Origin of the sequence: Streptomyces chartreusis (assembly GCF_008704715.1) — a bacterium.
GTDB lineage: Bacteria > Actinomycetota > Actinomycetes > Streptomycetales > Streptomycetaceae > Streptomyces > Streptomyces chartreusis.
In genome coordinates, this window is sequence record NZ_CP023689.1 from 2,081,003 (window position 1) to 2,106,161 (window position 25,159).

24 protein-coding genes are annotated in these 25,159 nt (G+C 72.3%); 7 read left to right on the plus strand and 17 right to left on the minus strand.

Annotation, left to right across the window (positions count from 1 at the left end; translation table 11 throughout):
* Positions 1 to 72: 72 nt before the first annotated feature.
* The 5 genes from CP983_RS08670 to CP983_RS08690 all read right to left on the minus strand — a co-directional run bounded on the left by CP983_RS08670 (position 73) and on the right by CP983_RS08690 (position 8,159).
* Positions 73 to 1,761 carry an SWIM zinc finger family protein gene (locus CP983_RS08670; protein WP_373309806.1) on the minus strand — a complete coding sequence of 563 codons (1,689 nt, stop codon included), beginning with the start codon at positions 1,759 to 1,761 and terminating at the stop codon, positions 73 to 75.
* Positions 1,762 to 2,540: 779 nt separating this feature from the next.
* Positions 2,541 to 5,363: a DEAD/DEAH box helicase gene (locus CP983_RS08675; protein ID WP_150499172.1), complete on the minus strand. Its 2,823-nt coding sequence runs from the start codon at positions 5,361 to 5,363 to the stop codon at positions 2,541 to 2,543.
* A gap of 122 nt (positions 5,364 to 5,485) precedes the next feature.
* Positions 5,486 to 6,064, minus strand: coding sequence for a sugar kinase (locus CP983_RS08680; protein WP_107907908.1), 579 nt, complete (start codon positions 6,062 to 6,064; stop codon positions 5,486 to 5,488).
* A complete protein-coding gene (locus CP983_RS08685) occupies positions 6,061 to 7,209 on the minus strand; it encodes an ROK family glucokinase (protein ID WP_030957628.1) in 1,149 nt (382 codons plus the stop codon). Before CP983_RS08685 ends, CP983_RS08680 begins: the two co-directional genes overlap by 4 nt.
* 212 nt (positions 7,210 to 7,421) lie before the next feature.
* Positions 7,422 to 8,159 carry a GntR family transcriptional regulator gene (locus CP983_RS08690; protein WP_107907907.1) on the minus strand — a complete coding sequence of 246 codons (738 nt, stop codon included), beginning with the start codon at positions 8,157 to 8,159 and terminating at the stop codon, positions 7,422 to 7,424.
* Positions 8,160 to 8,288: 129 nt separating this feature from the next.
* On the opposite strand from CP983_RS08690, the gene CP983_RS08695 reads away from it, so the two are divergent.
* Positions 8,289 to 9,311, plus strand: a complete 1,023-nt coding sequence (locus tag CP983_RS08695) for a Gfo/Idh/MocA family protein (RefSeq protein WP_150499173.1) — start codon at positions 8,289 to 8,291, stop codon at positions 9,309 to 9,311.
* Between the two features lie 37 nt (positions 9,312 to 9,348).
* Here the strand turns inward: CP983_RS08695 and CP983_RS08700 are convergent, their stop codons facing one another.
* The 3 genes from CP983_RS08700 to CP983_RS08710 all read right to left on the minus strand — a co-directional run bounded on the left by CP983_RS08700 (position 9,349) and on the right by CP983_RS08710 (position 12,652).
* Positions 9,349 to 10,533, minus strand: a complete 1,185-nt coding sequence (locus CP983_RS08700) for a cytochrome P450 family protein (protein ID WP_150499174.1) — start codon at positions 10,531 to 10,533, stop codon at positions 9,349 to 9,351.
* A 44-nt stretch (positions 10,534 to 10,577) separates the two neighbouring features.
* Positions 10,578 to 11,258 (minus strand): response regulator transcription factor, encoded by a 681-nt coding sequence (locus CP983_RS08705; RefSeq protein WP_107907904.1) that lies wholly within the window; start codon positions 11,256 to 11,258, stop codon positions 10,578 to 10,580.
* Positions 11,259 to 11,407: 149 nt separating this feature from the next.
* A complete protein-coding gene (locus tag CP983_RS08710) occupies positions 11,408 to 12,652 on the minus strand; it encodes a sensor histidine kinase (protein WP_150499175.1) in 1,245 nt (414 codons plus the stop codon).
* A gap of 178 nt (positions 12,653 to 12,830) precedes the next feature.
* Between CP983_RS08710 and CP983_RS08715 the strand changes: the two genes are divergently transcribed.
* On the plus strand, positions 12,831 to 13,031 hold the full coding sequence (locus CP983_RS08715; protein WP_150499176.1) for a hypothetical protein: 201 nt from the start codon (positions 12,831 to 12,833) through the stop codon (positions 13,029 to 13,031).
* A 60-nt stretch (positions 13,032 to 13,091) separates the two neighbouring features.
* On the opposite strand, the gene CP983_RS08720 is transcribed toward CP983_RS08715, so the two are convergent.
* The 4 genes from CP983_RS08720 to CP983_RS08735 form a co-directional block, all read right to left on the minus strand.
* On the minus strand, positions 13,092 to 13,478 hold the full coding sequence (locus tag CP983_RS08720) for a guanyl-specific ribonuclease (RefSeq protein ID WP_125528903.1): 387 nt from the start codon (positions 13,476 to 13,478) through the stop codon (positions 13,092 to 13,094).
* Between the two features lie 153 nt (positions 13,479 to 13,631).
* On the minus strand, positions 13,632 to 14,258 hold the full coding sequence (locus tag CP983_RS08725) for a dihydrofolate reductase family protein (RefSeq protein ID WP_107907901.1): 627 nt from the start codon (positions 14,256 to 14,258) through the stop codon (positions 13,632 to 13,634).
* Between the two features lie 67 nt (positions 14,259 to 14,325).
* Positions 14,326 to 15,384, minus strand: coding sequence for a P1 family peptidase (locus tag CP983_RS08730; RefSeq protein WP_150499177.1), 1,059 nt, complete (start codon positions 15,382 to 15,384; stop codon positions 14,326 to 14,328).
* Between the two features lie 33 nt (positions 15,385 to 15,417).
* Positions 15,418 to 15,594 carry a hypothetical protein gene (locus tag CP983_RS08735; protein ID WP_150499178.1) on the minus strand — a complete coding sequence of 59 codons (177 nt, stop codon included), beginning with the start codon at positions 15,592 to 15,594 and terminating at the stop codon, positions 15,418 to 15,420.
* Positions 15,595 to 15,771: 177 nt separating this feature from the next.
* Between CP983_RS08735 and CP983_RS08740 the strand changes: the two genes are divergently transcribed.
* Positions 15,772 to 16,518: a 3-oxoacyl-ACP reductase family protein gene (locus CP983_RS08740; protein ID WP_150499179.1), complete on the plus strand. Its 747-nt coding sequence runs from the start codon at positions 15,772 to 15,774 to the stop codon at positions 16,516 to 16,518.
* 92 nt (positions 16,519 to 16,610) lie between these two features.
* On the opposite strand, the gene alc is transcribed toward CP983_RS08740, so the two are convergent.
* Positions 16,611 to 17,726 (minus strand): allantoicase, encoded by a 1,116-nt coding sequence (gene alc / locus CP983_RS08745; protein WP_150499180.1) that lies wholly within the window; start codon positions 17,724 to 17,726, stop codon positions 16,611 to 16,613.
* A 38-nt stretch (positions 17,727 to 17,764) separates the two neighbouring features.
* Positions 17,765 to 19,102, minus strand: coding sequence for an allantoinase AllB (allB, locus tag CP983_RS08750; RefSeq protein ID WP_107907897.1), 1,338 nt, complete (start codon positions 19,100 to 19,102; stop codon positions 17,765 to 17,767).
* 250 nt (positions 19,103 to 19,352) lie between these two features.
* Here allB and CP983_RS08755 point away from each other — a divergent pair, with 250 nt between their 5' ends.
* Entirely contained in the window at positions 19,353 to 20,147 is a 795-nt protein-coding gene (locus CP983_RS08755) for an IclR family transcriptional regulator (protein WP_107907896.1), read from the plus strand.
* A gap of 9 nt (positions 20,148 to 20,156) precedes the next feature.
* On the opposite strand, the gene CP983_RS08760 is transcribed toward CP983_RS08755, so the two are convergent.
* Positions 20,157 to 20,441 carry a DUF5955 family protein gene (locus CP983_RS08760; RefSeq protein ID WP_030954509.1) on the minus strand — a complete coding sequence of 95 codons (285 nt, stop codon included), beginning with the start codon at positions 20,439 to 20,441 and terminating at the stop codon, positions 20,157 to 20,159.
* A gap of 211 nt (positions 20,442 to 20,652) precedes the next feature.
* Here CP983_RS08760 and CP983_RS08765 point away from each other — a divergent pair, with 211 nt between their 5' ends.
* Together CP983_RS08765 and aceB are read left to right on the plus strand one after the other, a co-directional pair.
* Complete coding sequence (locus CP983_RS08765; RefSeq protein ID WP_150499181.1) at positions 20,653 to 21,255, plus strand: nucleotidyltransferase family protein; 603 nt, start codon at positions 20,653 to 20,655, stop codon at positions 21,253 to 21,255.
* 210 nt (positions 21,256 to 21,465) lie between these two features.
* Positions 21,466 to 23,088, plus strand: coding sequence for a malate synthase A (gene aceB, locus CP983_RS08770; protein ID WP_150499182.1), 1,623 nt, complete (start codon positions 21,466 to 21,468; stop codon positions 23,086 to 23,088).
* A 1-nt stretch (position 23,089) separates the two neighbouring features.
* Here aceB and CP983_RS08775 read toward each other — a convergent pair whose 3' ends face one another.
* Together CP983_RS08775 and CP983_RS08780 are read right to left on the minus strand one after the other, a co-directional pair.
* Positions 23,090 to 23,371 carry an Rdx family protein gene (locus CP983_RS08775; protein ID WP_126901106.1) on the minus strand — a complete coding sequence of 94 codons (282 nt, stop codon included), beginning with the start codon at positions 23,369 to 23,371 and terminating at the stop codon, positions 23,090 to 23,092.
* A complete protein-coding gene (locus CP983_RS08780; RefSeq protein ID WP_150499183.1) occupies positions 23,368 to 24,282 on the minus strand; it encodes a HipA family kinase in 915 nt (304 codons plus the stop codon). Before CP983_RS08780 ends, CP983_RS08775 begins: the two co-directional genes overlap by 4 nt.
* A gap of 161 nt (positions 24,283 to 24,443) precedes the next feature.
* On the opposite strand from CP983_RS08780, the gene CP983_RS08785 reads away from it, so the two are divergent.
* Positions 24,444 to 25,121, plus strand: a complete 678-nt coding sequence (locus CP983_RS08785) for a DUF429 domain-containing protein (protein ID WP_150499184.1) — start codon at positions 24,444 to 24,446, stop codon at positions 25,119 to 25,121.
* The last annotated feature ends 38 nt before the right edge of the window (positions 25,122 to 25,159 follow it).

Below are 25,159 nucleotides of genomic sequence, written 5' to 3' on the forward strand. Positions count from 1 at the left end.
GCCGCCTGGGCGACAACGCGGCAGTGTAGTTGCTCCCCGAAAGGGCGGTCGTCGGTGCGGGGCATGGTCGGGTCAAGCTTCCGGCGGCGCGAACCCGAGGTCGTCGAGGGCGCCCGCCGGGTCGAGACCGGTGAGCGCGCCGACGGGGTCGAGGTCCGGGGTGCCGCGTGGCCACCAGTCGTCGTGGCCGGGTTCCGACTCGTACGGGTACCACAGCCCGTCGCGGCCGAGGCGGAGTTGGACATGGCCGCGGGGGTGGGTGAGGCGGTTGCGCCAGGGCCGGAAGGCCGGCAGGTCGGCGGCGAGCAGGAGCGGTCGGGCCCGGTCGAAGCGGCCGGCCGGCGGGTCCCAGGGCTCTTCGAGGACGGTGAGCCCTTCGAGCCCGCCCTGCCGCCAGGCCGCGACCGCGCGGGCCAGGTCGGCGGGGGTGCGGTCGGTGGCTGCGGCCAGGGAGGCGTACAGGGCGCGGGTGGCGGCGGTCAGGCCCGAACCGGGGCGGGCGGCGGCGAGCCGTACCGCGTCCTGCCACAGGGTCAGTTCGGCGACCGGGTCACGGCCGGTGCCGAGCATGGCGTGGGCGCGCGCGGCGGCGTCCGTCGCCAACTGGTCCAGCGCGAAGGGGTCCGGGCCGCCCGGGGCCGCCGGATAGACGGGCGGTTGCTCGGGGTGCGGGGGCACCGGCAAGGAGGCCGGGAGGGGCGGGAGCCGACGCTCCGGGTCCAGTGCCTCGGTGGCACGTACGCCCGCGACGGGCGCGGGCTGCTGTTCCTGTGCGGCCCGGGCAGCGCGGGCGGCGCTCAGCCGGGACAGCGCGTCGAGCAACTGCCGTTCACCGCGGCCGCGCAGCAGGAGCAGTACGAAGGGGTCGGCGTCCAGCAGGCGTGCCGTCTGGTAGCAGAGGGCGGCGGCGTGCTTGCAGGGGTGGCCCCGGTCGGGGCAGCTGCAATGGGGGTCCAGGTCGCCCGGCCCCGGCAGCAGCGGCACCCCGCAGTCGGCGAGGGACTGCGGCATCTCCTTGTCCAGCAACGCCGCGATGTGGCCGGGCCGTTCGGCGACGGCGTCCAGGAACCGCGTCCAGTCGGCGTCGTCCAACGTCCGCAGCCGCACCTGCACACGGTACGGACGCGGACGGCTCCCCAGCACGTACGCCAGCACCAGCCCCGGCGTCACGGTGATGGCGTCGACATGCCCTTCCTGCGCGTAACCCCGCCCCCGCGCAAGCCGCTTGACATCGAGAGCACCCTCCTCCAACGCGGTCACCCAGGCGTTGCCCCACCAGCTCTCGGCGAACCGGGTGTCATCCGCGGGGCGCACCGCGAAAGCCGGGAAGGTACGCCGGAGTTCGCCATCGCGGGAGGGGGCGGCCATGGATCGGGGGACCTGGGGGGTGGGGTTGGTGGAGTTGGTGGGGTGGGGACTTGGCGGAGGGGTGGAGGGCGAGGCGGGCGAGGACTCAGGCGGAGATGCGGGGGCAGGGAAAGGGTCGCCGTCGGTGGGCGGCGCGGAGGGGTGCCAGGGGTGGTCGGGCGCGGCTGAGGAGGGACTCGCCGGGTCGCGTCGCGGGTGATCGGGTGCGGCTGAGGGAGGACTCGCCGGGGTACGCCGCGAGTGGTCAGGTGCGGATGAGGAAGGACTCGCCGGGCTGCGTCGCGAGCGGTCGGCCGGATCGGGCAGGCCCGAGTCCTCGTCGCCCTCGGGCGCGTCCGAGGACGGCATCATGAAGGCACCGGCAAGCAGGCTCTGTACGTCACGGACACGCATGCGGTCGGCGGCACGGACCGGCCGGCGGGGCGGCTCGCTCCCCCGCTGCCGGACGTCATCGCCGCCCGCGTCCCGTCGGGGTCGATCCCCGGCTCCGGAACGGGTCGGTGACGCGGGCCGGCGCGAAGTGCCGGCGCCCCGAACTCCCCTGCCCGCTTCCTCCGACTCGGCCCGTCGCCTCTCCTCCAGGGCCGCGCGCAACGCCTCACGCGCGGCGTCCCCAGGACGCGGACCGGGACGGCCGGACGCCGGAGCGGGCGACTCGGTGCCGGGCTCGCTCGACGTGCCCTGCACGCCGTGCTCGGTCGGCGTGCCGGACGGGTCCGACTCGGCCGGATCCGCTTCCGCGCCAGGGCGGTTGGCTCCCTGCTGATGCGCTCCCGGCCGACGCGCGTCCTCGCTCGACACGCGGCGTGCCCCGGACCGCGGAACATCACGGCCGCCCTCCACGACGTCCGGGCCACCGGCAGAGCTCGCACCCACGCCGCCCACACCATGGGCTCGGTCCCGGTCAGGCTCTCGGGTGGACCGCACCGCGGCACGAGCGGCATCCCCCGGTCGAGCAACCCGCCGCTTGTCCTCCCCTGCGGCCGACTCGTCCCCCGCGGCGGCCCCTTGCTCGGACTCCCGCCGCTCCCGGGCGGCCCGCAGCGCACGGCGTGCGGCATCGGCCGGCCGGTGCTCGGCATCCCCGCGCCGACTAGCTTCGGCCTCCGCCGACGGGGCGTGCCGCACCTCCGACTCCTCGCCCTCCGGACTCCTCCACTCCCCCGCCCCCGTCATGACTCCCTCCTCAGCGACACGAGGTCGGACAGTTCGTGGTCCGTCAGTTCGGTGAGGGCCGATTCGCCGGAGCCGAGGATCGCGTCGGCCAGGGCTCGCTTGGATTCGAGCATCTCGGCGATGCGGTCCTCCACGGTGCCCTCGGTGATGAGGCGGTGGACCTGGACGGGCTGGGTCTGGCCGATGCGGTAGGCACGGTCGGTGGCCTGTTCCTCGACCGCCGGGTTCCACCAGCGGTCGAAGTGGACGACATGGCCGGCGCGGGTGAGGTTGAGGCCGGTGCCGGCGGCCTTGAGGGACAGCACCAGGACCGGGGTCGCGCCGTCCTGGAAGCGGTCCACCATCCGTTCGCGGTCCGGGACGGGCGTACCGCCGTGCAGCAGCTCCACCGGGACCGCCCGGGAGGCGAGGTGGGCGGCGATCAGGCGGGCCATCCCCACATACTGCGTGAAGACCAGCACCGAACCGTCCTCGGCCAGCACGGTGTCGAGCAGTTCGTCCAGCAGGGCCAGCTTGCCGGAGCGGGCGGCGAGGCCGGCGGCCGGTGCCGCGGTCTCCTCCTTCAGATACAGCGCGGGGTGGTCGCAGACCTGCTTCAGGGACGTCAGGAGTTTCAGCACCAGCCCGCGGCGCGCGATGCCCTCCGCCGTCTCGATGGCGAGCAGCGACTCACGCACCACGGCCTCGTAGAGCGCGGCCTGTTCACGGGTGAGCGGGACGGGGTGGTCCGTCTCCGTCTTGGGCGGCAGTTCGGGGACGATCCCCGGGTCGGACTTCTTGCGGCGCAGCAGGAACGGCCGCACCAGGCGGGCCAGCCGGGTCACCGCCTCCTCGTCCTCACCGTTCTCCACGGCACGCGCGTGCCGGGCGCGGAAGGACTTCAGCGGACCGAGCAGGCCGGGTGTGGTCCAGTCGAGCAGGGCCCAGAGTTCGGAGAGGTTGTTCTCCACCGGTGTGCCGGTCAGCGCCACGCGCGCGGGCGTCGGGATGGTGCGCAGCGCCTTCGCGGTCGCCGAGTGGGGGTTCTTCACGTGCTGTGCCTCGTCGGCGACGACCATGCCCCAGGTGTGCTCGGCCAGCGTCGGTGCCGTCGACCGCATGGTGCCGTACGTCGTCAGGACGAAGCCGCCGTCCATGTCGTCCAGGGTGCGGTCCGGGCCGTGGAAGCGGCGGACGGGGACGCCGGGGGCGAAACGGGTGATCTCCCGCTGCCAGTTGCCCAGCAGGGAGGCCGGGCAGACCACCAGGGTCGGGGCGGTCCTGGCGCGCTTCAGATGCAGCGCGATCACCGTGATCGTCTTGCCGAGGCCCATGTCGTCGGCCAGGCAGCCGCCGAGTCCCAGGGATGTCATGAGGTCCAGCCAGGCCAGGCCCCGGAGTTGGTAGTCGCGCAGGGTGGCGTGCAGGCCCGGCGGTGCCTCGGCCGGCCGTACGCCCGTGGTGAGCCGGTCCCGCAGGGCCGCCAGTGCGCCGACCGGCACCGCCTCGACCGTCTCGCCTTCGACCTCCGCGGTGCCGGTGAGGGCGACGGACAGTGCGTCGACCGGGTCGAGCAGGCCCAGTTCGCGCTTGCGTGCCTTGCGGACGAGCGCCGGGTCGACCAGGACCCAGCTGTCCCGCAGCCGGACGACGGGGCGGTGCGCCTCGGCCAGAGCGTCCATCTCGCCCTCGGTGAGCGGGTCGCCGCCGATCGCCAACTGCCAGCGGAACTGGAGCAGTTCCTCGCTCTCGAAGAACCCGGTGCCGTCGGTCGCCGAGCCGGGCGCGGGCCGTACGATCGCCGCCGCGCTGAGGTCCTGCGCCAGGTCCCGGGGCCAGTGCACGGCCACCCCGGCCGCCGCGAGGCGGGTGGTGGCCACGCCCAGCAGGTCGCCCAACTCCTCGTCGGAGAGGGCCAGTACGTCGGGCACGTCCTGCTCGGCGAGGCGGTCGAGCGGGGCCCACACCCGGGCCGCGCGGCGCACCGCCAGAGCGGCGTCCACCCGCGCGCGCGGCCCGAAGGCGTCGTCGGCCTGGCCGGCCCACAGGGCGGCCGCGTCGGCCACCAGGGTGGGGTCGGCGAGGCTGTGCACCTGGACGACGGCCGCGCCCGCGCGGCGTGCGCCGTCGTCGCGGTCGTCGAAGAGGTCGTACGCCGAGAGGTCCAGGCGCAGTGAGATCCGTACGCCCGCGTCCATGCCGGCGGCGACCTCGGCCGCCCAGTCGTGGGCGCCGGGCAGCCGCTGGGCCTCGCGCGCGGCGAAGGGCTTCCCCGAGACGTGCGGCGCGGCCGGGGTGCGGGGCAGGGTGTCGGCGACCGCGTCCAGGAAGGCGCGCATCAGCGCCTCCGGCTCGGGCAGCCGCAGCGGGCCGGGGCCGGGCAGGGGGACCGCGTGGCCCTCGTGGGGCAGGGCCGCGGCGACCGCGCGCAGGTGTGCGATGTCGTCGGGGTCGAGGGGGCCAGCGCGCCAGGCGTCGTGGCCGGTGGGGGTCAGGCCGGGCAGCAGCCGGCCGCGTGCGGTGAGCCGCAGGGCGTGCAGGGCGGCCGCGCCCCAGCAGGCGGTGGCGGGGTGGGCGGCCGGGTCCCGCCGCGCCCGCACGAGCAGCGGCAGCGCGTCGTCGAGCGGCAGGGTCAGCGCGGGGGCGGTCCTGCGGCGGACTCCTGCGCCATGGCGCCGTACGACGGTGAGCTCGGTGTCCTCGGCGGGCAGCGGGCCGCCCTCCGGGTCCCAGAAGGCGATCCGCCCCTCGCGCGGAAGGGACGCGGGCAGGAAGACGGCCGCGAGCCGCACAGGGACGTCCCGCCCCGCCCTCTCGGCCACCGTGGCCATGTCGCTCATACGCCCTGTCACCTCCCGCCTTCGAGTCCGATCAACCGTCTTCGACTCTACGGGCGGGGTCTGACAATCGGCCCCGGCGGCCCGTCCGGGCCGGGGACCGCCACGTCGTGATCACCGTGTCGTCAGGGAACCGTACGGGAGACCGCGTACACGAAGGGGTGGTCCGGGTCGGACAGGTTGACCACGATGTCCTGGGTGGGCGCCGGGTCCTTCTGCTTGCGGACCAGGCCGTACCAGGACCCGGAGTCCTTGAAGTGCCAGCCGGTGACCTTCTGGTCGCGGGCGTTGATGGTGACCTCGTCCGCCTCCAGGTCGTCCCGGTCGGCGCCGATGGACTTGAGGAAGACGTCCAGGTTGCCCTTGGTGGTCTCGAACTGGACGTAGAGACGGCTGGTCTTCCAGTTGTTCGTCTCGTAGTAGGCGACCTTGTACGACGGCACCGGGATCGGGATCTGGTAGAGCCGGCGCTGCACCCTCGACGGCCAGCCCTTGGTGAGGCCGGTCGCGGAGTACTTCGCCTCCTTGTCCTTGCCGCTGTCGCGGCTCTGGTTGGCGGAGATCACCAGGTAGCCGGCCGGCACGCCGATGAGCAGCACGATGATGAGCAGGGTGAGCGCCCTGCGGCGGTTCCTGTGGCGACGGCCCTCGGGCTCGGACTGCTCGTCCGGCGAGTCGGCCTGGCGGGGTACGGACACGGTCACGCCGACCCCTGGGACGTCCGGCGGGCTTCCGCGAACCGCGCGTAGCGCTCGTAGCGCTCCACCCGGCGCCGGTTGGCGCGCCGGAACCGGCGGGCGACCAGGCGGGCCAGGTCGGCGGCGCCGACCATGCCGGCCTCGGGGCCGAGCTGGGCGCGGGTGATGCGGGCCTCGGGGCGGTAGCCGCGGCCGGTGAGGTGGCGCTTGAAGGCGTCCCGCGCGGGGCCGATCAGCAGGTCGTCGGCGGCCGACACACCGCCGCCGATGACGAAGCAGGAGGGGTCCAGGGCGGCCGCGAGGTTGGCGATGCCGACGCCGAGCCACTGGCCGATGTCCTGGAGCAGCTCGATGCACATCGCGTCGCCGTCGCGGGCCAGCTCGGTGATCATCGGGCCGGTGATGTCGCCGATCTGGCCCTTGACGTGCTCGATGATCCCGTACGCCACGGGAGAGTCGGCGGCGGCCAGCTCCTTCGCCTCGCGCACCAGCGCGTTGCCGGAGCTGTACTGCTCCCAGCAGCCGCGGTTGCCGCACGGGCAGCGGTGGCCGCCGGGCACGACCTGCATATGGCCGAACTCGCCGGCGACGCCGTACTTGCCCCGCTTGACCTGCCCGTCCTCCAGGATCGCACCGCCGATTCCGGTACCCAGGGTGATCATGACGAGGTGGTCCTCGTCACGGCCGGCGCCGAAGCGCCACTCCGCCCAGGCGGCCGTGTTGGCGTCGTTGTCGACCAGGACCGGCACGGCGAGCCGGCCCGCGATGCGGTCCCGCAGCGGCTCGTTGCGCCAGGACAGATGAGGCGCGAACAGGACGCGGTTGCGGTCGGCGTCGACCCAGCCGGCCGCACCGATGCCGACGGCGTGCACGTCGTGGCGGTCGGACAGGTCCAGGACCAGTTCGACGATGGTGTCCTCGACGACCTTCGGGCTCTTGGACTTGTCCGGGGTCTCCGTGCGGACCTTCTCCAGGATGTTGCCGTCGGCGTCCACGACGCCCGCCATCACCTTGGTGCCACCGATGTCGATGCCCACGGTGGGGACTCTGGGCGCCGTCAGGTGCGAACGGCGCTCTCTTGGGCCCACCGTCCTCAGAACGGGGGCCCGCCGTGAGCCGATCGGGGCGGTGAAGTCGCGGTAGGTGCTCATCAGGGCCGATTCTGCCGCACGCTCACGCTGGGTGCCGAACGGGGCGGCAAAGGCGGGTGCGCGTCACATGCCGGGTGCCGGTTCGGCGTGGTCGGGCGCGCGGTTCCCGCGTCCCTGCCGGGGCGATGCCCTCCAGGCACGTTGCATTGTCCTGACATTGCAACGTACCGATCGGTCCGTCCCGGTTGGTCAGGCGCGCTAGGGGCTTGCGTTCACGACCGTACGAGCAGCTGGAACTCGAAGGAGTAGCGGCTCGGGCGGTACGTGTGCGTGCCGTACTCCACCGCCCGGCCCGTGTCGTCGAACGTCACGCGCTGCATCGTGAGCAGCGGGGCGCCCTCCTCCTCGGCCAGGCGTTCGGCCTCGGCGGCGGTGGCGGCGCGGGCGCCGATCGTCTGGCGGGCACTGTGCAGGGTGATGCCGGCGGCGCGCATCAGCCGGTACAGGCCGGTGGCCTCCAGTTGCGCGGTGTCCAGGCCGAGCAGCCCGGGCGGCAGGTAGTTGCACAGGTAAGCCATCGGCTCGCCGTGCGCCAGGCGCAGCCGCTCGATCCGGTGCACGTCGCTGTCCTCGGCCACCCCGAGGGCCGCCGCGACCTCGGCGGACGCCGGGACGACGGTGTTGACGATCACCCGGGTCGCGGGGCGCTGGCCGGCCGACTCCAGGTCGTCGTAGAGGCTGCTGAGCTCCAGCGGGCGCTTGACCTGGCTGTGCACGACCTGGGTCCCGACGCCCCGGCGGCGCACCAGCAGGCCCTTGTCCACCAGCGACTGGATGGCCTGGCGGACCGTGGGACGGGACAGGCCGAGGCGTGCGGCGAGCTCGATCTCGTTGCCCAGCAGGCTGCCGGGCGTGAGCGCTCCGTGCTCGATCGCGGCTTCGAGCTGTTGGGACAGCTGGAAGTACAAGGGCACCGGACTGCTCCGGTCCACGCTGAGCTCGAGTTCCACGGTCGGGTCCTGTTCTGGTTTCGGCACGGGCCGACTGTAGCTCTACGCGTTGTTGACGGGAAGTCGTGTAGTTTGATTGTCCGGACATTTGCATTGACAGCGCACGCACTGAACCCGCACTTTGTTTCCATGCGCATCGGGGTCATCGGTACGGGCCGCATCGGCACGATCCACGCCAACACGCTCAGCCGTCATCGCGACGTCGGCTCCTTGATCCTCACGGACGCGGATGTCTCGCGCGCCCAGGAGCTGGCTCACCGGCTCGGCGAGACGGCGGCGCCCGGGGTCGACGAGATCTTCCGCTGGGGCGTGGACGCCGTGGTGATCACCACGGCGACTTCGGCCCATGCCGAACTGATCGGCCGGGCGGCCCGGGCGGGGCTCCCGGTGTTCTGCGAGAAGCCGATAGCCCTCGACCTGCCGGGCACCCTGCACGCGATCGGGGAGGTGGAGACCGCCGGGACGATCCTCCAGATGGGCTTCCAGCGGCGCTTCGACACCGGCTACGCGGGCGCCCGTGAGGCGGTGCGCTCCGGCCGGCTCGGGCGGCTGCACACGGTGCGGGCCCTGACCAGCGACCAGGCGCCGCCGCCGGCCGCCTGGCTGCCGCTGTCCGGCGGGCTGTACCGGGACACGCTGATCCACGACTTCGACGTGCTGCGCTGGGTGACCGGGCGTGAGGTCGTCGACGTGTACGCGGCCGGGTCCGACGCCGGACCCGCGATGTTCCGTGAGGCGGGCGACGTGGACACCGCGGCGGTGGTGCTCACCATGGACGACGGCACGCTCGCCACGGCCACGGCGACCCGGCTGAACGGCGCCGGGTACGACGTGCGCATGGAGCTGGCCGGTGAGCTGGACACGGTCGTGGTCGGGCTGGACGACCGCACGCCGGTGGCGTCCACCGAGCCGACGGGGCCACCCGCGGCGGACAAGCCGTGGCCGGGGTTCCTGGAGCGGTTCGGGCCCGCGTACGAGGCGGAGCTGAACGCGTTCGTGGAGGTCGTGCGCGGCGAGCGGGCCAACCCCTGTGACGGCCGGGAGGCCTTGCAGGCGCTGCGGATCTCGGAGGCGTGCGAGCTGTCGAGACGCGACCGAAGACCGGTCGCCGTCGCCGAACTGCCGGGCGGGACCCAGAACGCGGCGATGTGAGGGCGAGTACCCCGAGGAGCCCTCACGGCTCGCGCCTCTACCACCGCACCGGCAGGCTCCGCACCCCACGTATCAGCACCCCCGGCAGCCACTGCCCCGGCGGTCCGTCCAGGGCCAGGTCAGGGGCGCGCTCCAGCAGGGACCGGATGGCCGTGCGGGCCTCCATGCGGGCGAGCGGGGCGCCGAGGCAGTAGTGGATGCCGTGGCCGAAGGCGAGGTGGCCGCGGGTGTCGCGCCGGATGTCGAAGCGCTCGGGGGCGGGGAAGCGGGTGGCGTCGCGGTCGGCGGCGGTGAGGCCGATCATCACCGCCTCGCCCGGCGCGATCGGCACTCCGGCTATCTCCAGGGGCTCGGCGGCGAACCGGAACGTCGCGTTCTCCACCGGCCCCTCGTAGCGCAGCGCCTCCTCGACGGCGCCGTCGATCAGGGTCATGTCAGCGCGCAGGGCGGCCAGTTGGTCTGGGTGGGTGAGCAGGGCGTGGACGGCGTTGGTGATGAGGTGGACCGTCGTCTCGTGGCCCGCGATCAGCAGGACGAAGGCCATGCCGCGCAGCTCCTGCGGGGAGAGCCGGTCACCGTCCTCGGCGGTGGTGCGGATCAGGTCGCTCAGCAGGTCGTCGCCGGGGCCCGCGCAGCGCTTGTCCTCGATGAGTTCGGTGAGGTACTCGGCGAGGCGCACGAAGGCGTCGTACTCGCTCTGTGCGCTGGTCGGGGCGACCGCCTCCGTGGAGATCTTGCGGAACTCCGTGCGGTCCATCTCGGGCACGCCGAGCAGCTCGCAGATGACGGTGATGGGCAGCGGGTAGGCGAAGGAGTCCACGAGGTCGGCGCGCCCCTGCGGGAGCATCGCGTCGAGCAGTTCGCCGGTGATCTGCTGGATCCTCGGGCGCAGTTCCTCCACCCTGCGCATCGTGAACGCGCGTGTGATCAGGCTCCGCAAGCGGGTGTGCTGGGGCGGGTCGGCGACCAGCAGATACTTCCCGATCAGCTCCTCGTCGAGGAAGGTCACCCCGATCCTGCTGCCGTCCTTGGCGAGCCTGGGGTCGGCGAGCGCCGCGCGGGCCTCCTCGTGCCCGACGACGAGCCAGGTCTCGTGGTGCGCATCGGGTTCCTGGAGCCGCACCCGGTGCACCGGGCCCTCGGCACGCAGTCGCGCGTACACGGGGTGCGGGTCCGTGCGGAACCCGTCGCCGAACTCCCCGAGGTCGATCACTTCCACCATGACGCTCCCCCTCCCACTGCACCGAGAACGCACGGCATCGCGGACTAGTGCCCGTTGTCCTCCATTTCCTCCGACAACCCCGCGTCGTACGCCAACAGGGCGATCTGGACACGGTTGTTGAGGTCGAGCTTGGCCAGGACGCGCGAGACGTGGGTCTTGACGGTGGCGACGCTCATGAACAGTTCGGTGGCGATGTCGGCGTTGGACAGGCCCCGGCCCACCGCGACGGCGACCTCGCGTTCGCGGTCGTTGAGGACGGTGAGCCGCGCGCGTGCGCGCGTGCGGCGGGTGTCCGCGGCGGAGCCGGCGGCGTGGTCCATCAACTGCCGTGTCACGGTGGGCGAGAGGACCGGATCGCCGGCCGCGACGCGGCGCACGGCGGCGACGATCTCGGCGGGCGGGGTGTCCTTGAGCACGAACCCGGCGGCCCCGGCGCGCAGGGCGCGCAGCACCTGGTCGTCGGCGTGGAAGGTGGTCAGCAGCACCACCTGCGGGGCGTCCTTCCTGCCGCGGAGGCGCTCCGTGGCGGTGAGGCCGTCGACGGACGGCATCCGGATGTCCATCAGCACCACGTCCGGCCGGGTGCGGTCGAGAAGCGCCTCGACCTCGGAGCCGTCGGACGCCTCGCCGACGATCTCGATGTCGTCGGCGCCGCCCAGCATGAAGGACAGACCGGCCCTGACCAACGGGTCGTCGTCGACGAGGAGGAGCCTGATCGCAGTCATGTGCCTTACGTAATCACGGTTGCACGGGATTCAGGTGCCGGACCGCTTGGAGCGCCCCCGGGGACGCGTCGGCGGCCGGTGCCCGCTGCGGCTCCGCGCGCACAACAGCACGCGGCGGAGCGGCTGTTGGGCGCCCGGTAACACGGACGTCACGCCCACGGCAGCCGCCCCCGCACCTCGAAGCCCCCGTCCGCCGCGGGCCCGTGCTCCAGCCGCCCTCCCGCGAGCGTGGCCCGCTCGGTGAGCCCGATCAGGCCCTGTCCCGAGCCGGGAACGTGCGGGACCCGGCCCTCGGGCGCGGGATTGCGCACCGTGACCGACAGTCCCTCGCCCGGTGCGCCGGTCACCGTCACCGTGACCTCGGTGCCGGGGGCGTGCTTGCGGGCGTTGGTCAGGCCCTCCTGGGCGATGCGGTAGGCGGTGCGGCCGACGGAGGACGGTACGGCGCCCGGGTCGGTGACGCGCTGGACGAGGGTGACCTTCATGCCGGCCTCGCGGGACTCGGCGACCAGCGCCTCCAGTGCCGCGAGGGTCGGCTGCGGGCGGCCGCCGTCGTCGGCCTCGCCCGCGCGCAGCACGCCGATGATCTCCCGCAGGTCCTGGAGTGCCTCGTGGGCGCTCTCCCGGATCACGCCCGCCGCCCGCTGGATCTCCTCGCGGGGCGCGTCGGGCCGGAACTCCAGGGCGCCCGCGTGCACGCTGAGCAGCGTCAGCCGGTGCGCGAGGACGTCGTGCATCTCCCGGGCGATGGCCTCGCGCGCGAGCCGCTGCGCCTGCTCGGCGCGCAGGACGGCCTCGGTCTCGGCACGCAGGGCACGGTCGCGCAGGCTCAGCATGAGCTGCCGCTTCGACCGTACGAACATGCCCCAGCCGACGATCGCCCCCGTCAGCAGCACCCCGAAGACGATCGCCCAGATGTACGGCACATCGGGGTCGGGGCGCAGCCAGAAGAACACCGGGACCAGCGCCAGCTCCGCCAGGGCCACCCAGGCGACGTACCGGAAGGGCCGGTGCACGGCGAGCGTGAAAAGGGCGACCACGGCCGCGCCGCCGGCGGTGTTCGACACGAAACCGATCGGGATCATCGAGACGGCGAGCCCGAGGGGCCAGCGGCGCCGCAGCCACACCGCGGCGCACGAGAGGGCGCCCACCACCTGGTCGAAGACGACGTAGCCGTCCGGCAGGTCCTCGCTGCGCAGCGTGTCGGCGGCCAGCAGCCCGATGAACACCGCGAGCAGGAAGCAGCAGAAGTCGACCACCCAGTCGCGTGCCGTACGCCGGGTGCGCCCGGAGCCCCCGGGGTCGAGTCCGAGTTCCTTCACCAGGGCGGACGGCAGCAGCCAGCGCGGCCCCGCGAACGCCTGCGGGGCGTGCTCCTGCTTGTCACCACTCACGGTCGACAAATCTACGCAGTGCGGGGCACCGATGCGCTGCCTCGAAAGCGATCGCCGACCAAAGTCGCGGCATCACCGACTTTGGACGCGGCGGTCCCTGCGGAAGGTGGACTTCCGTCGGTCATGCCTCGCCCCGCGGCCGATTGGCGTGGGGGGTCCGCGGGGCGAGAGTCATGACATGAAGCAGTTGCTGGAGCTACTCGGATTCATCGCCCTGGTGCAGGGCGTCGCCGGTCTGGTGCACGAGTTCACCGACTGGAAGTGGGGCCTCGTGCAGCGGGTCGGCTTCCTCGACGGCTTCGAGATCTACGCGAGCGTCGCACTGCTCGTGCTGGCGTTCGCGCTGTTCGCCGCCGCCGAGAGCCGGAAGTCCGGCTGAATCCGGACCGGACTCCCGGCCGGTCGCGCCGTTCCTCGGCGTCGGCCGGGGCCCGCGGACTCAGCAGCCGTGGTCGACCAGGTCGAACGACTCGTAGTGGTCGGCCGTGTAGTAGTCCTCCTGGTTCTCCTCACCGGTGACGATCCGGCGAGCTCCGCGTGTGGGGGACCCGGGAGTGATGACCGTGTACTCGTGGTAGTACCCGGCCGACTGGCTCGGCAGGATGCCTTCCCGGTTCTGGAAGACGGTGCCGTCCTGCTCGTACGGGTAGGGGCCGCCCTGCTCGATGAGGTCGAGCGTGTCGTGCGCCTGGGAGGGCAGAGCGCTGTAACAGATGCTGCCCACGGCCGCTGCGGCCGGAGTGGCGGTGACGGTGCCACCGACGAGAAGGGCGGACAGGACGGCGGCTGCGGCGCCGATGCGAGTGATTCGTGGGGGGAATCTCATGACTTCATGATGACGCGCGTAGACAGTGGCATGTCAATGTCAAGAAGGGAGATTTTCCCTTCGAGTCCGATGAGTTCTCGGGAAGTTAACGTGCGCCCCGGCGCTCTCACCCGATCTCCATGAGGCCGTGCGGGAGCGCCGACGTGGGGTGTTTCACGCATCCTCGGGAAGTCCGAACGTGCCGTACTCGGGGCGGCCCGCCAGGTCGTAGGAGTTGATGGCGACGCCCTTGCCCGTGCTGCTGCCGCCGGTGTGCTTGAAGCGGGTCGGCACGGCGCCCTCCGTGAACAGCCGGTGGCCCGAGCCGAGCACGACCGGGAAGGTCATCAGGTGCAGGGTGTCCACGAGGCCGAGGGCCAGCAGCGAACGGACGAGGGCGCCGCTGCCGTGCACCTGGAGCTCGCCGTCGGTGCGCTCCTTGAGGGCGGTGACCTCCTTGCCGAGGTCGCCGCTGACCACGGTGGTGCCGGCCCACCCGGGGTCGGTCAGCGTGGAGGAGGCGACGTACTTCGGCAGCGCGTTGAGCTTGGCGGCGACCGGGTCGGCGGGGTCGGTCACCTTCGGCCAGTACGAGGCGAAGATGTCGTACGTGCGCCGCCCGAGGAGGAAGGCCGCGGGACGCTCGAAGACCCCGGTGATGAACTTCCCGAAGTCGTCGTCGGCGTACGGAAAGACCCAGCCGCCGTGCTCGAAGCCGCCGCGGGTGTCCTCCTCCCGGCCGCCGGGCGCCTGGTAGACGCCGTCGAGGGTGACGAAGAGGGTGGAGACGAGCTTGCCCATGACGAGTGCCTCTTTTCCTGAAATGGCGTCTGCTGTCATGAGCTCAGACCCCGGCGACGCCCGCAACTCATCGGTGGGCCGGGTGCCCCAGCAGGGCGAGCAGCGCTTCCGACGGCAGCGGGTGGCGCGTACGGCCGCCGGGGCCCGTGGTCGTGGTGGCGGTCAGCAGGGCGTTGAGGACGGCCTCCTCCACCGCGTCCAGTACGGCGGTGAAGAGCGGGTCGAGCGTGTCGTCGGGCGCGAGGGCGGGCCCTGACGGACTGCTCGTCGGCCGGGTGCCGAAGGTGATGCCGTAGTCGCCGCTGCCGTGACCGTAGGCGCCACCGGACCTGGCCAGCGCGAAGACGGAGCGGCGGGCGAGCCGGGTCAGCTGGCGGGCGTCCAGCGGGGCGTCGGTGGCGGCCACGACCATGCAGGAGCCGGCCTCCGGCTGCTCGGCAGGGGCCGGCAGGCCGACATCGGCGGGAGTGACCGTCCGCCCGCCGACCCTCAGCGTGCCCCCGAAGTTGGCCTGCACCAGCACGCCGAGGGTCGCCTGCCGCCCCGCCACCGGCACCCTTCGCGACGAGGTACCGATGCCGGCCTTGAAACCCAGGGCGACCGTGCCGGTGCCCGCTCCGACGCAGCCTTCGGGCACCGGCCCGTCGGACGCCGTCTCCAGCGCCGCGCGGACGTGGTCGTCGCGGACCGGGCGCGAGCGGATGTCGGACAGCAGCCCGTCGTTGCACTCCCCCACCACGGGGTTCAGGCTCCGGGCGCGCGCTCCCTCGGGGCGTTCGAGCAGCCAGCCGACCAGGGAGTCCGCGACACGGAACGCGGACAGCGTGGAGGTGAGCAGGACGGGCGTCTCCAGGGCGCCGAGTTCGGCCAGTTGCGTGGCGCCGATCAGCTTGCCGTAGCCGTTGCCCGCGAACACCCCTGCGGGCAACGGGCTTTCGGGCCCCACCCCGGCGGGCACGATCGCGGTGACCCCGCTGTGCACGCGCGGTGGGGACACCAGGGTGGTGTGCCCCACGCGGACCCCCGGCACGTCGGTGAGCGCGTTGTGGGTGCCCGTCGGCAGGTCACCCACGCCCAGGCCGATGTCACGGGCCCGGCGCGGCGCGGGTGGTGCGGGTGGGTGCATGGCGGCACCCTAGTCCGGCCCTGCTCGCGGCCGTCACCTCCGGCGGCCGCGTGCCGACCAGCCGCTGCCGACGCCCGCCAGTTGGAGGGCCAGCACCATGAGGCCGAGCAGCATGATGTTGGTGGAGGTGAAGGTGTCGTTGGTCGAGACCTCCGCCGCGTTGATCAGGAAGGCTATGAAGAACAGGACTGCGGAAACGATGGCCAGCACGATGTCCGTCCCTTTCGTCGACTCCGGCCGGTGCGCCGGTCGCCATCCGGATGCCCCGAACCCGCCGGAGCATGCGGCGGGGTGACGGGCCGGCGTTCGACGGGCGCCGCGAACCCGCCCGGACTCGGTGTCCGTTCGCCGCCGGCATCGCCGTCCGCGCGGAGCTGGGATGGACCCATGACAACCACTTACGGAACTCTGCACGGCAAGGTCGCCCTGGTCACCGGGGGCAGCCGCGGCATCGGCGCGGCAACGGCGCTGCGGCTGGCGCGGGAGGGCGCGGACGTCGCCCTGACGTACGTGCACGGCAAGGAGGCGGCCGAGGAGGTCGTACGGGCCGTCGAGGCACTCGGCCGGCGGGCCGTGGCGCTGCGGGCGGACGCCGGTGACGCGGACGAGGCGCAGGGCGCCGTGGGCCGTGCCGCCGAGGCGCTCGGGGGCCTGGACGTGCTGGTGAACAACGCCGGCATCGGTGTGCTGGGCCCGCTGGAGGGCCTGTCGCTGACCGATGTGGACCGGGTCCTCGCGGTGAACGTCCGGGGCGTCTTCCTGACGTCACGGGCGGCGGCCGCCCGCATGGACGCCGGGGGCCGCATCATCACGATCGGCACCTGCATGACCCAGCGGGTGCCTGGTCCCGGCGGCACGCTCTACGCGACCAGCAAGTCCGCCCTGATCGGCCTGACGAAGGCGCTGGCCCGCGAGTTGGGTCCGCGCGGGATCACGGCGAACATCGTCCATCCCGGTCCCATCGACACGGACATGAACCCGGCCGACGGCCCGTTCGCGTCCGGCCAGGCGGCCATGACCGCGCTGGGCCGCTTCGGCACGGCCGACGAGGTGGCGTCGACGGTCGCGTACCTTGCCGCGGCTGACTACGTCACGGGTACGGAGTTCGCGGTGGACGGGGGCCACGCGGCGTGAACGGACGCGGGGCGCACCGGTGCTGTCCGGCCGGTGCGCCCCACGGGTTTCGGGCGCGCCGCTGCCGTACGGCCCGTGCGCGCCCTACGGAATCAGCCGCCCAGTTCCTGGTGGCGTGCCGCGAGCCCTGCCGTGCCCTGCTCGGTCAGGGAGCCGTGCAGGCGCAGGCGGGAGATGCCGCCGTCCGGGAAGATGTCCACGCGCGCGTGCGTGCCGACGGCCGGGGTCGGCAGGACGAAGCGGTGGTTGGTGTCGGGCTGGAGGCGGGTGCGGGGCAGGATCTCCGTCCACTCGCCGTCCTCGCCGTCCTTCACCGACACCGACGCCCAGCCGGCGCTGTTGCCCTTCAGGTACGCCGTGTCGATCTCGACGGCCCTGATCAAGGACTGCGCCACCAGCCGGTAGCTGATCCAGTCGTTGCCCCGGTCGCGGCGCCGGCGGGTCTCCCAGCCGTCGTCCATCTTGCGGGAGCGCCCCGGCTGGATGGTGTTCGTGGCGGGCGAGTAGAACAGGTTGGAGGCATTCTCGACCTGGCCGCCGTTCTCCAGGGCGACCACGTCGAAGGTGCCAAGCACCGACAGCCACTCGGGGTCGGGCACGACCTCACCGTGCACGCGCAGGCGGGCGATGCCGCCGTCCGGGTGCTGGTTGACCCGCAGGTGGGTGAAGCGCTGCTCGGCCAGGACGGCGAAGCCGTTCGCCGCGTGTCCGCCGATCGGCGTGCGCGGGACCAGGGTCGTCCACTTGACGTCGTCGCCGAGCAGTTCCTCGGGGGACGGCGAACCCGGTACGGACGCGCCCTCGACGGACACCGCCTGCGGGTAGTTGCCGCGGAAGTGGGCCGTGTCGACGACGATCCCGCGGATCACGCCGGGCGCCCCGAGGCGCACCAGCGCCCAGTCGTGGTCCTCGGCCGTCGGCCACGGGTGCTCGGAGGAGGCACCTCGGCGGCGCCGCGTCTCCCAGCCGTCCATGATCTTGCCCTTGTGCCCGAAGTGCTCGGGGTCGAACTCGGCCCGCTCGGGCACCAGCAGGTTCTCCCGCTGGGCGAAGAACTCGTCGTTGGCGGCGATGACTCCGGCGCCCAGCCGGCGGTCGGCGAGGTTGGCGTACTGGGTGAACGGGAAGTCGGCGGTGCGGTAGTCCGCGTACGGGTCGCCGCCGCCGTAGGGGTTCGCGTCGCCGGTGAAGCTGGGTATCGCCGTCACGGTGATCAGGTCTGCCTTTCGAGATCGATGGGTGGGAATCAGTCGGTCCGGGTGAGGAGTCGCCCCTTCGGGTCGGTGAACTCGCCGTCCGCGACGATGCGTTCGCCGCGCAGCCAGGTGGACTTCACGACGCCGTACAGGGTCTTGCCGGCGTACGCCGTCACGCGGTTGCGGTGCTGGAGGGCGGCCGGGTCCACGGTGAAGGTCTCGTCGGGTGCGAGGACCGCGAAGTCGGCGTCGCGGCCGGCCTCGATGGCGCCCTTCTGGTCCAGTCCGACGAGCTGTGCCGTCCGTGCGGACATCCAGCGCACCACGTCCTCCAGGCCGTGCCCGCGCCTGCGGGCCTCGGTCCAGACGGCCGCCAGGCTCAGCTGGAGCCCGGAGATGCCGCCCCAGGCGGTGGCGAAGTCGTCGGTCTTCAGGTCCGCCGTGGAGGGCGAGTGGTCGGTCACCACGCAGTCGACGGTGCCGTCGGCCAGCGCCTGCCACAGCAGGTCCTGGTTGGCGGACTCACGGATCGGCGGGCAGCACTTGAACTCGCTGGCGCCGTCCGGGACTTCCTCGGCGGTCAGGGTGAGGTAGTGCGGGCAGGTCTCGACGGTGATCCGTACGCCGTCCCGCTTTGCCTCGGCGATCAGCGGCAGCGCGTCGCTGGAGGAGAGGTGGAGCACGTGCACACGCGCGTGGAGCCGCTTCGCCTGCGCGATCAGCTGGGCGATCGCGGTGTCCTCGGCGTCGCGCGGGCGCGAGGCGAGGAAGTCTGCGTACCTGGGGCCGCCGTGCTGCGGGGCGGCGTCGAGGTGGTGGGGATCCTCGGCGTGCACGATCAGCAGGCCGCCGAAGGAGGTGATCTCCGCCAGGGACCGGGCGAGCCGGTCCTGGTCGAGATGCGGGAACTCCTCCACGCCGGACGGCGACAGGAACGCCTTGAAGCCGAAGACGCCGGCCTCGTGCAGCGGGCGCAGGTCCTTGACGTTGTCGGGCAGGGCGCCGCCCCAGAAGCCGACGTCGATGTGCGCCTTGTCGGCGGCGACCTCCTGCTTCGTACGGAGGTTGTCGACCGTCGTGGTCGGCGGCAGGGAGTTGAGCGGCATGTCGACGAGGGTGGTGATGCCACCGGCCGCCGCGGCGCGCGTGGCGGTCCAGAAGCCCTCCCACTCGGTGCGCCCGGGATCGTTGACGTGCACGTGCGTGTCGACCAGGCCGGGCAGCAGGACGTCGTCGCCGAGGTCCACCAGCCGGGCGCCGGACGGGACTTCGGCGTCGTGGCCGAGTACGGCCGTGATCTTGCCGGCGGAGACCGCGACCGAGGCGGCCCGTGTCCCCTCCGGGGTGATGACGCGCGTCGAGCGCAGCACCAGTTCAGCGTCGGACACCCGGACCCCTCTCTGCCGCCCCTTGACTTCCGCTCAGCGGAATTCAACGTTCTGTTGAAGGAGTCTTCACTCCCGTTCCGGTGCCGTCAAGGGCACACTTCTCCACAGTGCACCCGTGCGACACTCTCTGGACGTTTCCACAAAGCGGAATTACAATTCCATCAAGCAGAACGTAGCTACGTACAACCAGGGAGTCAACCGACCGACGGGTAGGCTTCAGCCCTTCCACCGGTCCCGAAAGGAACGCGCCGTGCCGACGTCCAGCGCCAGCACCACCGACACCGCCAAGTCCAACGGCGGCGGCGTCCAGTCCCTCGAGCGCGCCTTCGACCTGCTCGAGCGGATGGCGGACGCGGGCGGCGAGGTGGGCCTGAGCGAGCTGTCCGCGAGCAGCGGGCTGCCGCTGCCGACCATCCACCGCCTGATGCGCACGCTCGTGGCCTGCGGATACGTCCGCCAGCAGCCCAACCGCCGCTACGCCCTCGGCCCCCGCCTGATCCGCCTCGGCGAGTCGGCCTCCCGCCTCCTTGGCACCTGGGCCCGCCCCTACCTCGCCCGACTGGTCGAGGAGACCGGTGAGACGGCGAACATGGCCCTGCTCGACGGCGACGAGATCGTCTACGTCGCCCAGGTGCCGTCCAAGCACTCGATGCGCATGTTCACCGAGGTCGGCAGGCGTGTACTGCCGCACTCCACCGGCGTCGGCAAGGCACTGCTCGCCTCCTTCCCGCCGGAGGAGGTACGGGCGCTGCTGTCCCGTACCGGGATGCCGGCCGCCACGGAGAAGACGATCACCACCCCGGACGGATTCCTCGCGGCGCTGGAGGACGTGCGGCGCACCGGCTACGCGGTCGACGACAACGAGCAGGAGGTCGGGGTCCGCTGCCTGGCGGTCTCCGTGCCCGACTCCCCCACCGCGGCGGCGATCTCGATCTCCGGCCCGGCCGGCCGGGTCACCGAGGCGGCGACGGAGAAGATCATCCCGGTGCTCCAGCAGGTCGCCCACGAACTGTCCGAGGCCCTGGCCACCCAGAACCAGACCTGACACCCAAAGTCAGCGACGCGGTTCGCCGAACATCTCGACCGCGTCGCGAACTTGGGTGAGACCCGGGGACAGGGCGCTCACCGAGCCGATCGCACCCGCGATCAGCAGCAGGGACCTTCGTAGTCGGGGAGTCTCCGGTGCCCCTGTGACCGCCATCGCGGCCAGTGCGGCGAGTTCGTCCTCGGCGATGGCCCGGTCCGGGAACTCCGCGGGATGCGCGGCGAGTTCGCGGCGCAGACGGGACACGGCCGTCCGCAGTTCCGCCACCCTCGAGTCCTCGTCGCTGCCCGTCACCGGCCTCTGCCCCAAGCTCCGCAACAAAGCTCCCCCTCGCACGCCGTTGTGCGCCAGCCTTCGCGCAATTCCGCCGAGCACCCCTGGCGTAGCTCGGGCGCCGGGGATGCCGGTCAGTAAACGCCACCCCTTGCCCAAGCGCCACCACGCGGACGGAAATTCAGTCGTTGGGAGTCGGGGCGCTCGCGCGGGTGTCAGGTATGCAGGACGCATGACTGAGAAACAAGCGCCTCCGGTCGCCGGTCTGCTCCTCGCGGCCGGCGGCGGACGACGCCTCGGCGGACGGCCCAAGGCCCTGCTCCCGCACCGCGGCCGGCCGCTCGTCGAGCACGCCGCCGGAGTCCTGCGCACGGCCGGCCTCACCCGTGTGCACGTGGTGCTGGGGGCGCGGGCCGCCGCTGTACGGGAGCAGGCGGAGCTAGGTGACTGCGTACTGGTGGAGAACCCGGACTGGGCCGACGGGATGGGGTCCTCGCTGCGCGCCGGGCTCGATTCGCTGGCCGGCACGGGCGCGCGGGCGGCGCTCGTCTCGCTGGTCGACCAGCCCGGCATCGGCCCGGAGGCCGTGGCGCGGGTGCTCGCCGCGTACGAGGACGAGACGTCACTGGTCTCGGCCGCCTACGACGGGGTACGCGGGCATCCGGTCCTGTTCGGCGCGGCCCACTGGGCCGGTATCGCGGCGACCGCGACCGGCGATCAGGGAGCACGCGCCTATCTCAAGGAGCACCGGGGGTCGATCAGGCTCGTCGAGTGCGGGGACGTGGCTCAGCCGTACGACATCGACACGGAGGCCGACCTGAGCCACCTTGAGTGAGCGGGGTGGCACCGAGCGCCACCTTGCCTCGACTCAGAGAATCTCGACATCAACAAACCATTGAACTTCCACCATGAGGAAACTAGTATCCACTGTTCAGAAGCGCCTGACCGCTCCACGGGCGCCGCTAGCCGTATCCGGGAAGACTGGCACCCGGTGCCAGAAGCTCGACTGCTCGTCCACGTAGCTCGCTGAAGGAAGTGACAGCTCATGTCCGCACCAGCGCCGTCCCCGCTGGCCATCGTCGACGCCGAGCCCCTGCCGCGGCAGGAGGAGGTCCTCACGGAGCCGGCCCTCGCCTTCGTGGCCGAGCTGCACCGCCGGTTCACGCCCCGGCGTGATGAACTCCTCGCCCGCCGCGCCGAGCGCCGCGCCGAGATCGCCCGCACCTCCTCGCTCGACTTCCTCCCGGAGACCGCAGCGATCCGCGCAGACGACTCCTGGCGGGTGGCCCCGTGCCCGCCCGCGCTCCAGGACCGCCGGGTCGAGATCACCGGCCCCACCGACCGCAAGATGACCATCAACGCCCTCAACTCGGGCGCCAGGGTCTGGCTCGCCGACTTCGAGGACGCCTCCGCGCCCACCTGGGAGAACGTCGTCCTCGGCCAGGTCAACCTGAGCGACGCCTACACCCGGAACATCGACTTCACCGACGAGCGGTCCGGCAAGTCGTACGCCCTCAAGGACGCCGAGGAGCTCGCGACCGTCGTCATGCGCCCGCGCGGCTGGCATCTGAACGAGCGTCATCTCCAGGTCGACGGCGTGCCGGTGCCCGGCGCCCTCGTCGACTTCGGGCTGTACTTCTTCCACAACGCCCAGCGCCTGCTCGACCTCGGCAAGGGCCCGTACTTCTACCTGCCGAAGACGGAGTCGCACCTGGAGGCCCGCCTCTGGAACGACGTGTTCGTCTTCGCGCAGGACTACGTCGGCATCCCGCAGGGCACCGTCCGCGCGACCGTCCTGATCGAGACGATCACGGCGGCGTACGAGATGGAGGAGATCCTCCACGAACTGCGCGACCACGCCTCGGGGTTGAACGCCGGCCGCTGGGACTACCTGTTCTCCATCGTCAAGAACTTCCGTGACGGCGGCGCCAAGTTCGTCCTGCCGGACCGCAACGCGGTCACGATGACGGCCCCGTTCATGCGGGCCTACACCGAACTCCTCGTCCGCACCTGCCACAAGCGCGGCGCGCACGCGATCGGCGGCATGGCCGCGTTCATCCCGTCCCGCCGGGACGCCGAGGTCAACAAGGTGGCCTTCGAGAAGGTCCGCGCCGACAAGGACCGCGAGGCCGGCGACGGCTTCGACGGCTCCTGGGTCGCCCACCCCGACCTTGTCCCGATCGCCATGGAGTCCTTCGACAAGGTCCTCGGCGACAGGCCGAACCAGAAGGACCGGCTGCGCGAGGACGTCCACGTCGAGGCGGCCGACCTCATCGCGATCGACTCCCTGGAAGCCAGGCCGACGTACCCGGGTCTGATCAACGCCGTCCAGGTCGGCATCCGCTACATCGAGGCCTGGCTGCGCGGCCTCGGCGCGGTCGCCATCTTCAACCTCATGGAGGACGCGGCAACCGCCGAGATCTCCCGCTCCCAGATCTGGCAGTGGATCAACGCGGGCGTCGAGTTCGAGAACGGCGAGCACGCCACGCCTGAGCTGGCCCGCAAGGTCGCCGCCGAGGAACTGGCGAACATCCGCGCCGAGATCGGCGAGGAGGCCTTCGCCGCCGGGCACTGGCAGCAGGCCCACGACCTGCTCCTGGAGGTCTCCCTCGACGAGGACTACGCGGACTTCCTGACGCTGCCCGCGTACGAGCAGCTCAAGGGCTGACCTACTCCTGCGACGCCTTGTCCGAGTGGCCCAGGGACTTTCCCGGGGCCACTCGGTCGCGTACGGCCTGCTTGACCGCCGTCGGCTCGGGGAAGCCCTGCTCCCGGCGGTCCCAGACCGTCTCGCCGTCCACGCGGACGACGAAGATCCCGCCCTTGCCCGGCTTCAGCGCCAGTTCGGACAGCTCCGCCTCGAAGGTGGTGAGCAGTTCCTGCGCCAGCCAGGCCGCGCGCGGCAGCCATCTGCACTGGGTGCAGTACTCGATCTCGACACGACCGCTCATCCCAGGTGCACCGACCAATCCTGTTCCGCGGCCGGCTTGCCGTGCAGGTCGGGGACCTGCTTGAGCCAGTTCGGCCGGCCCGCTTGAGACTTCGCCGCCCTGCGGGCCTCCTCGGCGGCGAGTTCCTCCCGGGTGGGGAAGTCGGTGGGGAGCCAGGCGGCGGAGGCCCGCACGCGCGCGTGGAGGTGCTCCACGTAGGCATCGCGGGCCGCGTCGGGCGTCACGTGTCCGGGCTCGTCGGCCAGCCAGGCGTCCGGCACCTCGTCCACGATCGTCCGCAGCAGTTCCTCGGTCACCCGGGGGGCCAGCTCCGCGTCGGCGGCACGCACGTCCGGGGTGGAGTGACCGAGGGCGTGATGGCGGAAGTCGTAGGACTTCTCGGGGTCGGCGCCGTCCCAGCGGTGGTGGAAGATCAGGGCCGCTCCGTGGTCGATCAGCCACAGGCGCGGCGGGACCGTGCCGGACGTCGGCCAGATCATCAGGTTCGAGCTGTGGACCGTACGGTCGACGTTCGCGGTCAGCGCGTCCAGCCAGACGATCCGGCCGGCCTCCAGCGGGTCCACGCGGAACGTCTTCGCGACCTCCGGGGTGAAGTCCCGCGCGCCCGGCAGGAAGTCCATGCCGAGATTGACGCCGGCGCTCGCGGCGTGCAGCTCGCGCACCTCCTGGTGCGGCTCGCTGTCCGCGACCGCCGGGTCGAAGTGCACCAGGACCAGCTCGGGGAACCGCAGCCCCAGGGCCCGCGCCAGCTCCCCGACGATCACCTCGGCGACCAGCGCCTTGCGGCCCTGCGCGGAGCCGGTGAACTTCACGACGTAGATGCCCAGATCATCGGCCTCGACGACACCGGGCACGGAGCCGCCGGACCGCAGTGGTTCGACGTAGCGGGTCGCGGTGACCTCTCTCATCATCTTCCAAGGCCCCGCATCTCGTTTGCCTTACATTCCATCATTCCAGGATCAGCTCCGCCCGGGTGCGATCCAGAAAACCTTAACCAGGCGGAACGGCCGGGTCTTCCCGCAACCTCCGGGTACCTTTTCCGCACGCGACCGACAGGGGAGAACGAGTGCCGATGGACGTCCTGGGTGTCGATGCCTGCGGCAAGCAGGGCTGGGTCGGGATCAGGGTCTCGGACGGCGGTTATGCCGGGAGCCTGGTGGACGTCCGGCTGGAGGCGTTGATCGAGCGGGCCGGCGAGGTCTCGGTGATCGCGGTGGACATGCCGCTGGGGCTGGTCGAGCGGGGCTGGCGGGCCGCTGATCTGGGGGCGCGGGTGCTGCTCGGGGAGCGGCGCAGCACCGTCTTCCTCGTGGCGCCGCGGGCCGCGTGGCTGGAGTCGGAGTACGTGGCGGCCGGTGACCGGTGCCAGGAGCTGACCGGGCAGCGCCTGAGCCGGCAGGCGTGGGCGCTGGCTCCGAAGCTGCTGGAGGCCCGGGCGTGCCGGCTGGCCGACGAGCGGATCCACGAGGTGCACCCGGAGCTGTCCTTCCGTGCCCTGGCCGGCGGGGTGCCGCCGGCGTTCGCGAAGAAGACCTGGCGCGGCCAGAACACGCGCCGAGCGCTGCTGGCGGCGGCCGGGGTCGTACTGCCGGACGTGCTCGGCGAGGCGGACCGGGTACCGGTCGACGACGTGCTCGACGCCGCCGCGGCGGCTTGGTCGGCGGACCGGATCGCGCGGGGAGTCGCGGAACGGGTCCCGGAGATAGCGGAGTTGGACGCGGAAGGCCGTGCCGTGGAGATCCGGTACTGACCGGCGGGCGGTGCGGCCCGCCTGCCGCCTCTCTCCGC

Bases quoted from the DNA above. Each gene is read 5' to 3' on its own strand.
- CP983_RS08670 (WP_373309806.1), bottom strand. From the start codon at position 1,761: ATGCGTGTCCGTGACGTACAGAGCCTGCTTGCCGGTGCCTTCATGATG.
- CP983_RS08675 (WP_150499172.1), bottom strand. From the start codon at position 5,363: ATGAGCGACATGGCCACGGTGGCCGAGAGGGCGGGGCGGGACGTCCCT.
- CP983_RS08685 (WP_030957628.1), bottom strand. From the start codon at position 7,209: ATGAGCACCTACCGCGACTTCACCGCCCCGATCGGCTCACGGCGGGCC.
- CP983_RS08695 (WP_150499173.1), top strand. From the start codon at position 8,289: ATGCGCATCGGGGTCATCGGTACGGGCCGCATCGGCACGATCCACGCC.
- CP983_RS08700 (WP_150499174.1), bottom strand. From the start codon at position 10,533: ATGGTGGAAGTGATCGACCTCGGGGAGTTCGGCGACGGGTTCCGCACG.
- CP983_RS08705 (WP_107907904.1), bottom strand. From the start codon at position 11,258: ATGACTGCGATCAGGCTCCTCCTCGTCGACGACGACCCGTTGGTCAGG.
- CP983_RS08715 (WP_150499176.1), top strand. From the start codon at position 12,831: ATGAAGCAGTTGCTGGAGCTACTCGGATTCATCGCCCTGGTGCAGGGC.
- CP983_RS08720 (WP_125528903.1), bottom strand. From the start codon at position 13,478: ATGAGATTCCCCCCACGAATCACTCGCATCGGCGCCGCAGCCGCCGTC.
- CP983_RS08725 (WP_107907901.1), bottom strand. From the start codon at position 14,258: ATGGGCAAGCTCGTCTCCACCCTCTTCGTCACCCTCGACGGCGTCTAC.
- CP983_RS08730 (WP_150499177.1), bottom strand. From the start codon at position 15,384: ATGCACCCACCCGCACCACCCGCGCCGCGCCGGGCCCGTGACATCGGC.
- CP983_RS08740 (WP_150499179.1), top strand. From the start codon at position 15,772: ATGACAACCACTTACGGAACTCTGCACGGCAAGGTCGCCCTGGTCACC.
- CP983_RS08765 (WP_150499181.1), top strand. From the start codon at position 20,653: ATGACTGAGAAACAAGCGCCTCCGGTCGCCGGTCTGCTCCTCGCGGCC.
- aceB (WP_150499182.1), top strand. From the start codon at position 21,466: ATGTCCGCACCAGCGCCGTCCCCGCTGGCCATCGTCGACGCCGAGCCC.
- CP983_RS08775 (WP_126901106.1), bottom strand. From the start codon at position 23,371: ATGAGCGGTCGTGTCGAGATCGAGTACTGCACCCAGTGCAGATGGCTG.
- CP983_RS08780 (WP_150499183.1), bottom strand. From the start codon at position 24,282: ATGATGAGAGAGGTCACCGCGACCCGCTACGTCGAACCACTGCGGTCC.
- CP983_RS08785 (WP_150499184.1), top strand. From the start codon at position 24,444: ATGGACGTCCTGGGTGTCGATGCCTGCGGCAAGCAGGGCTGGGTCGGG.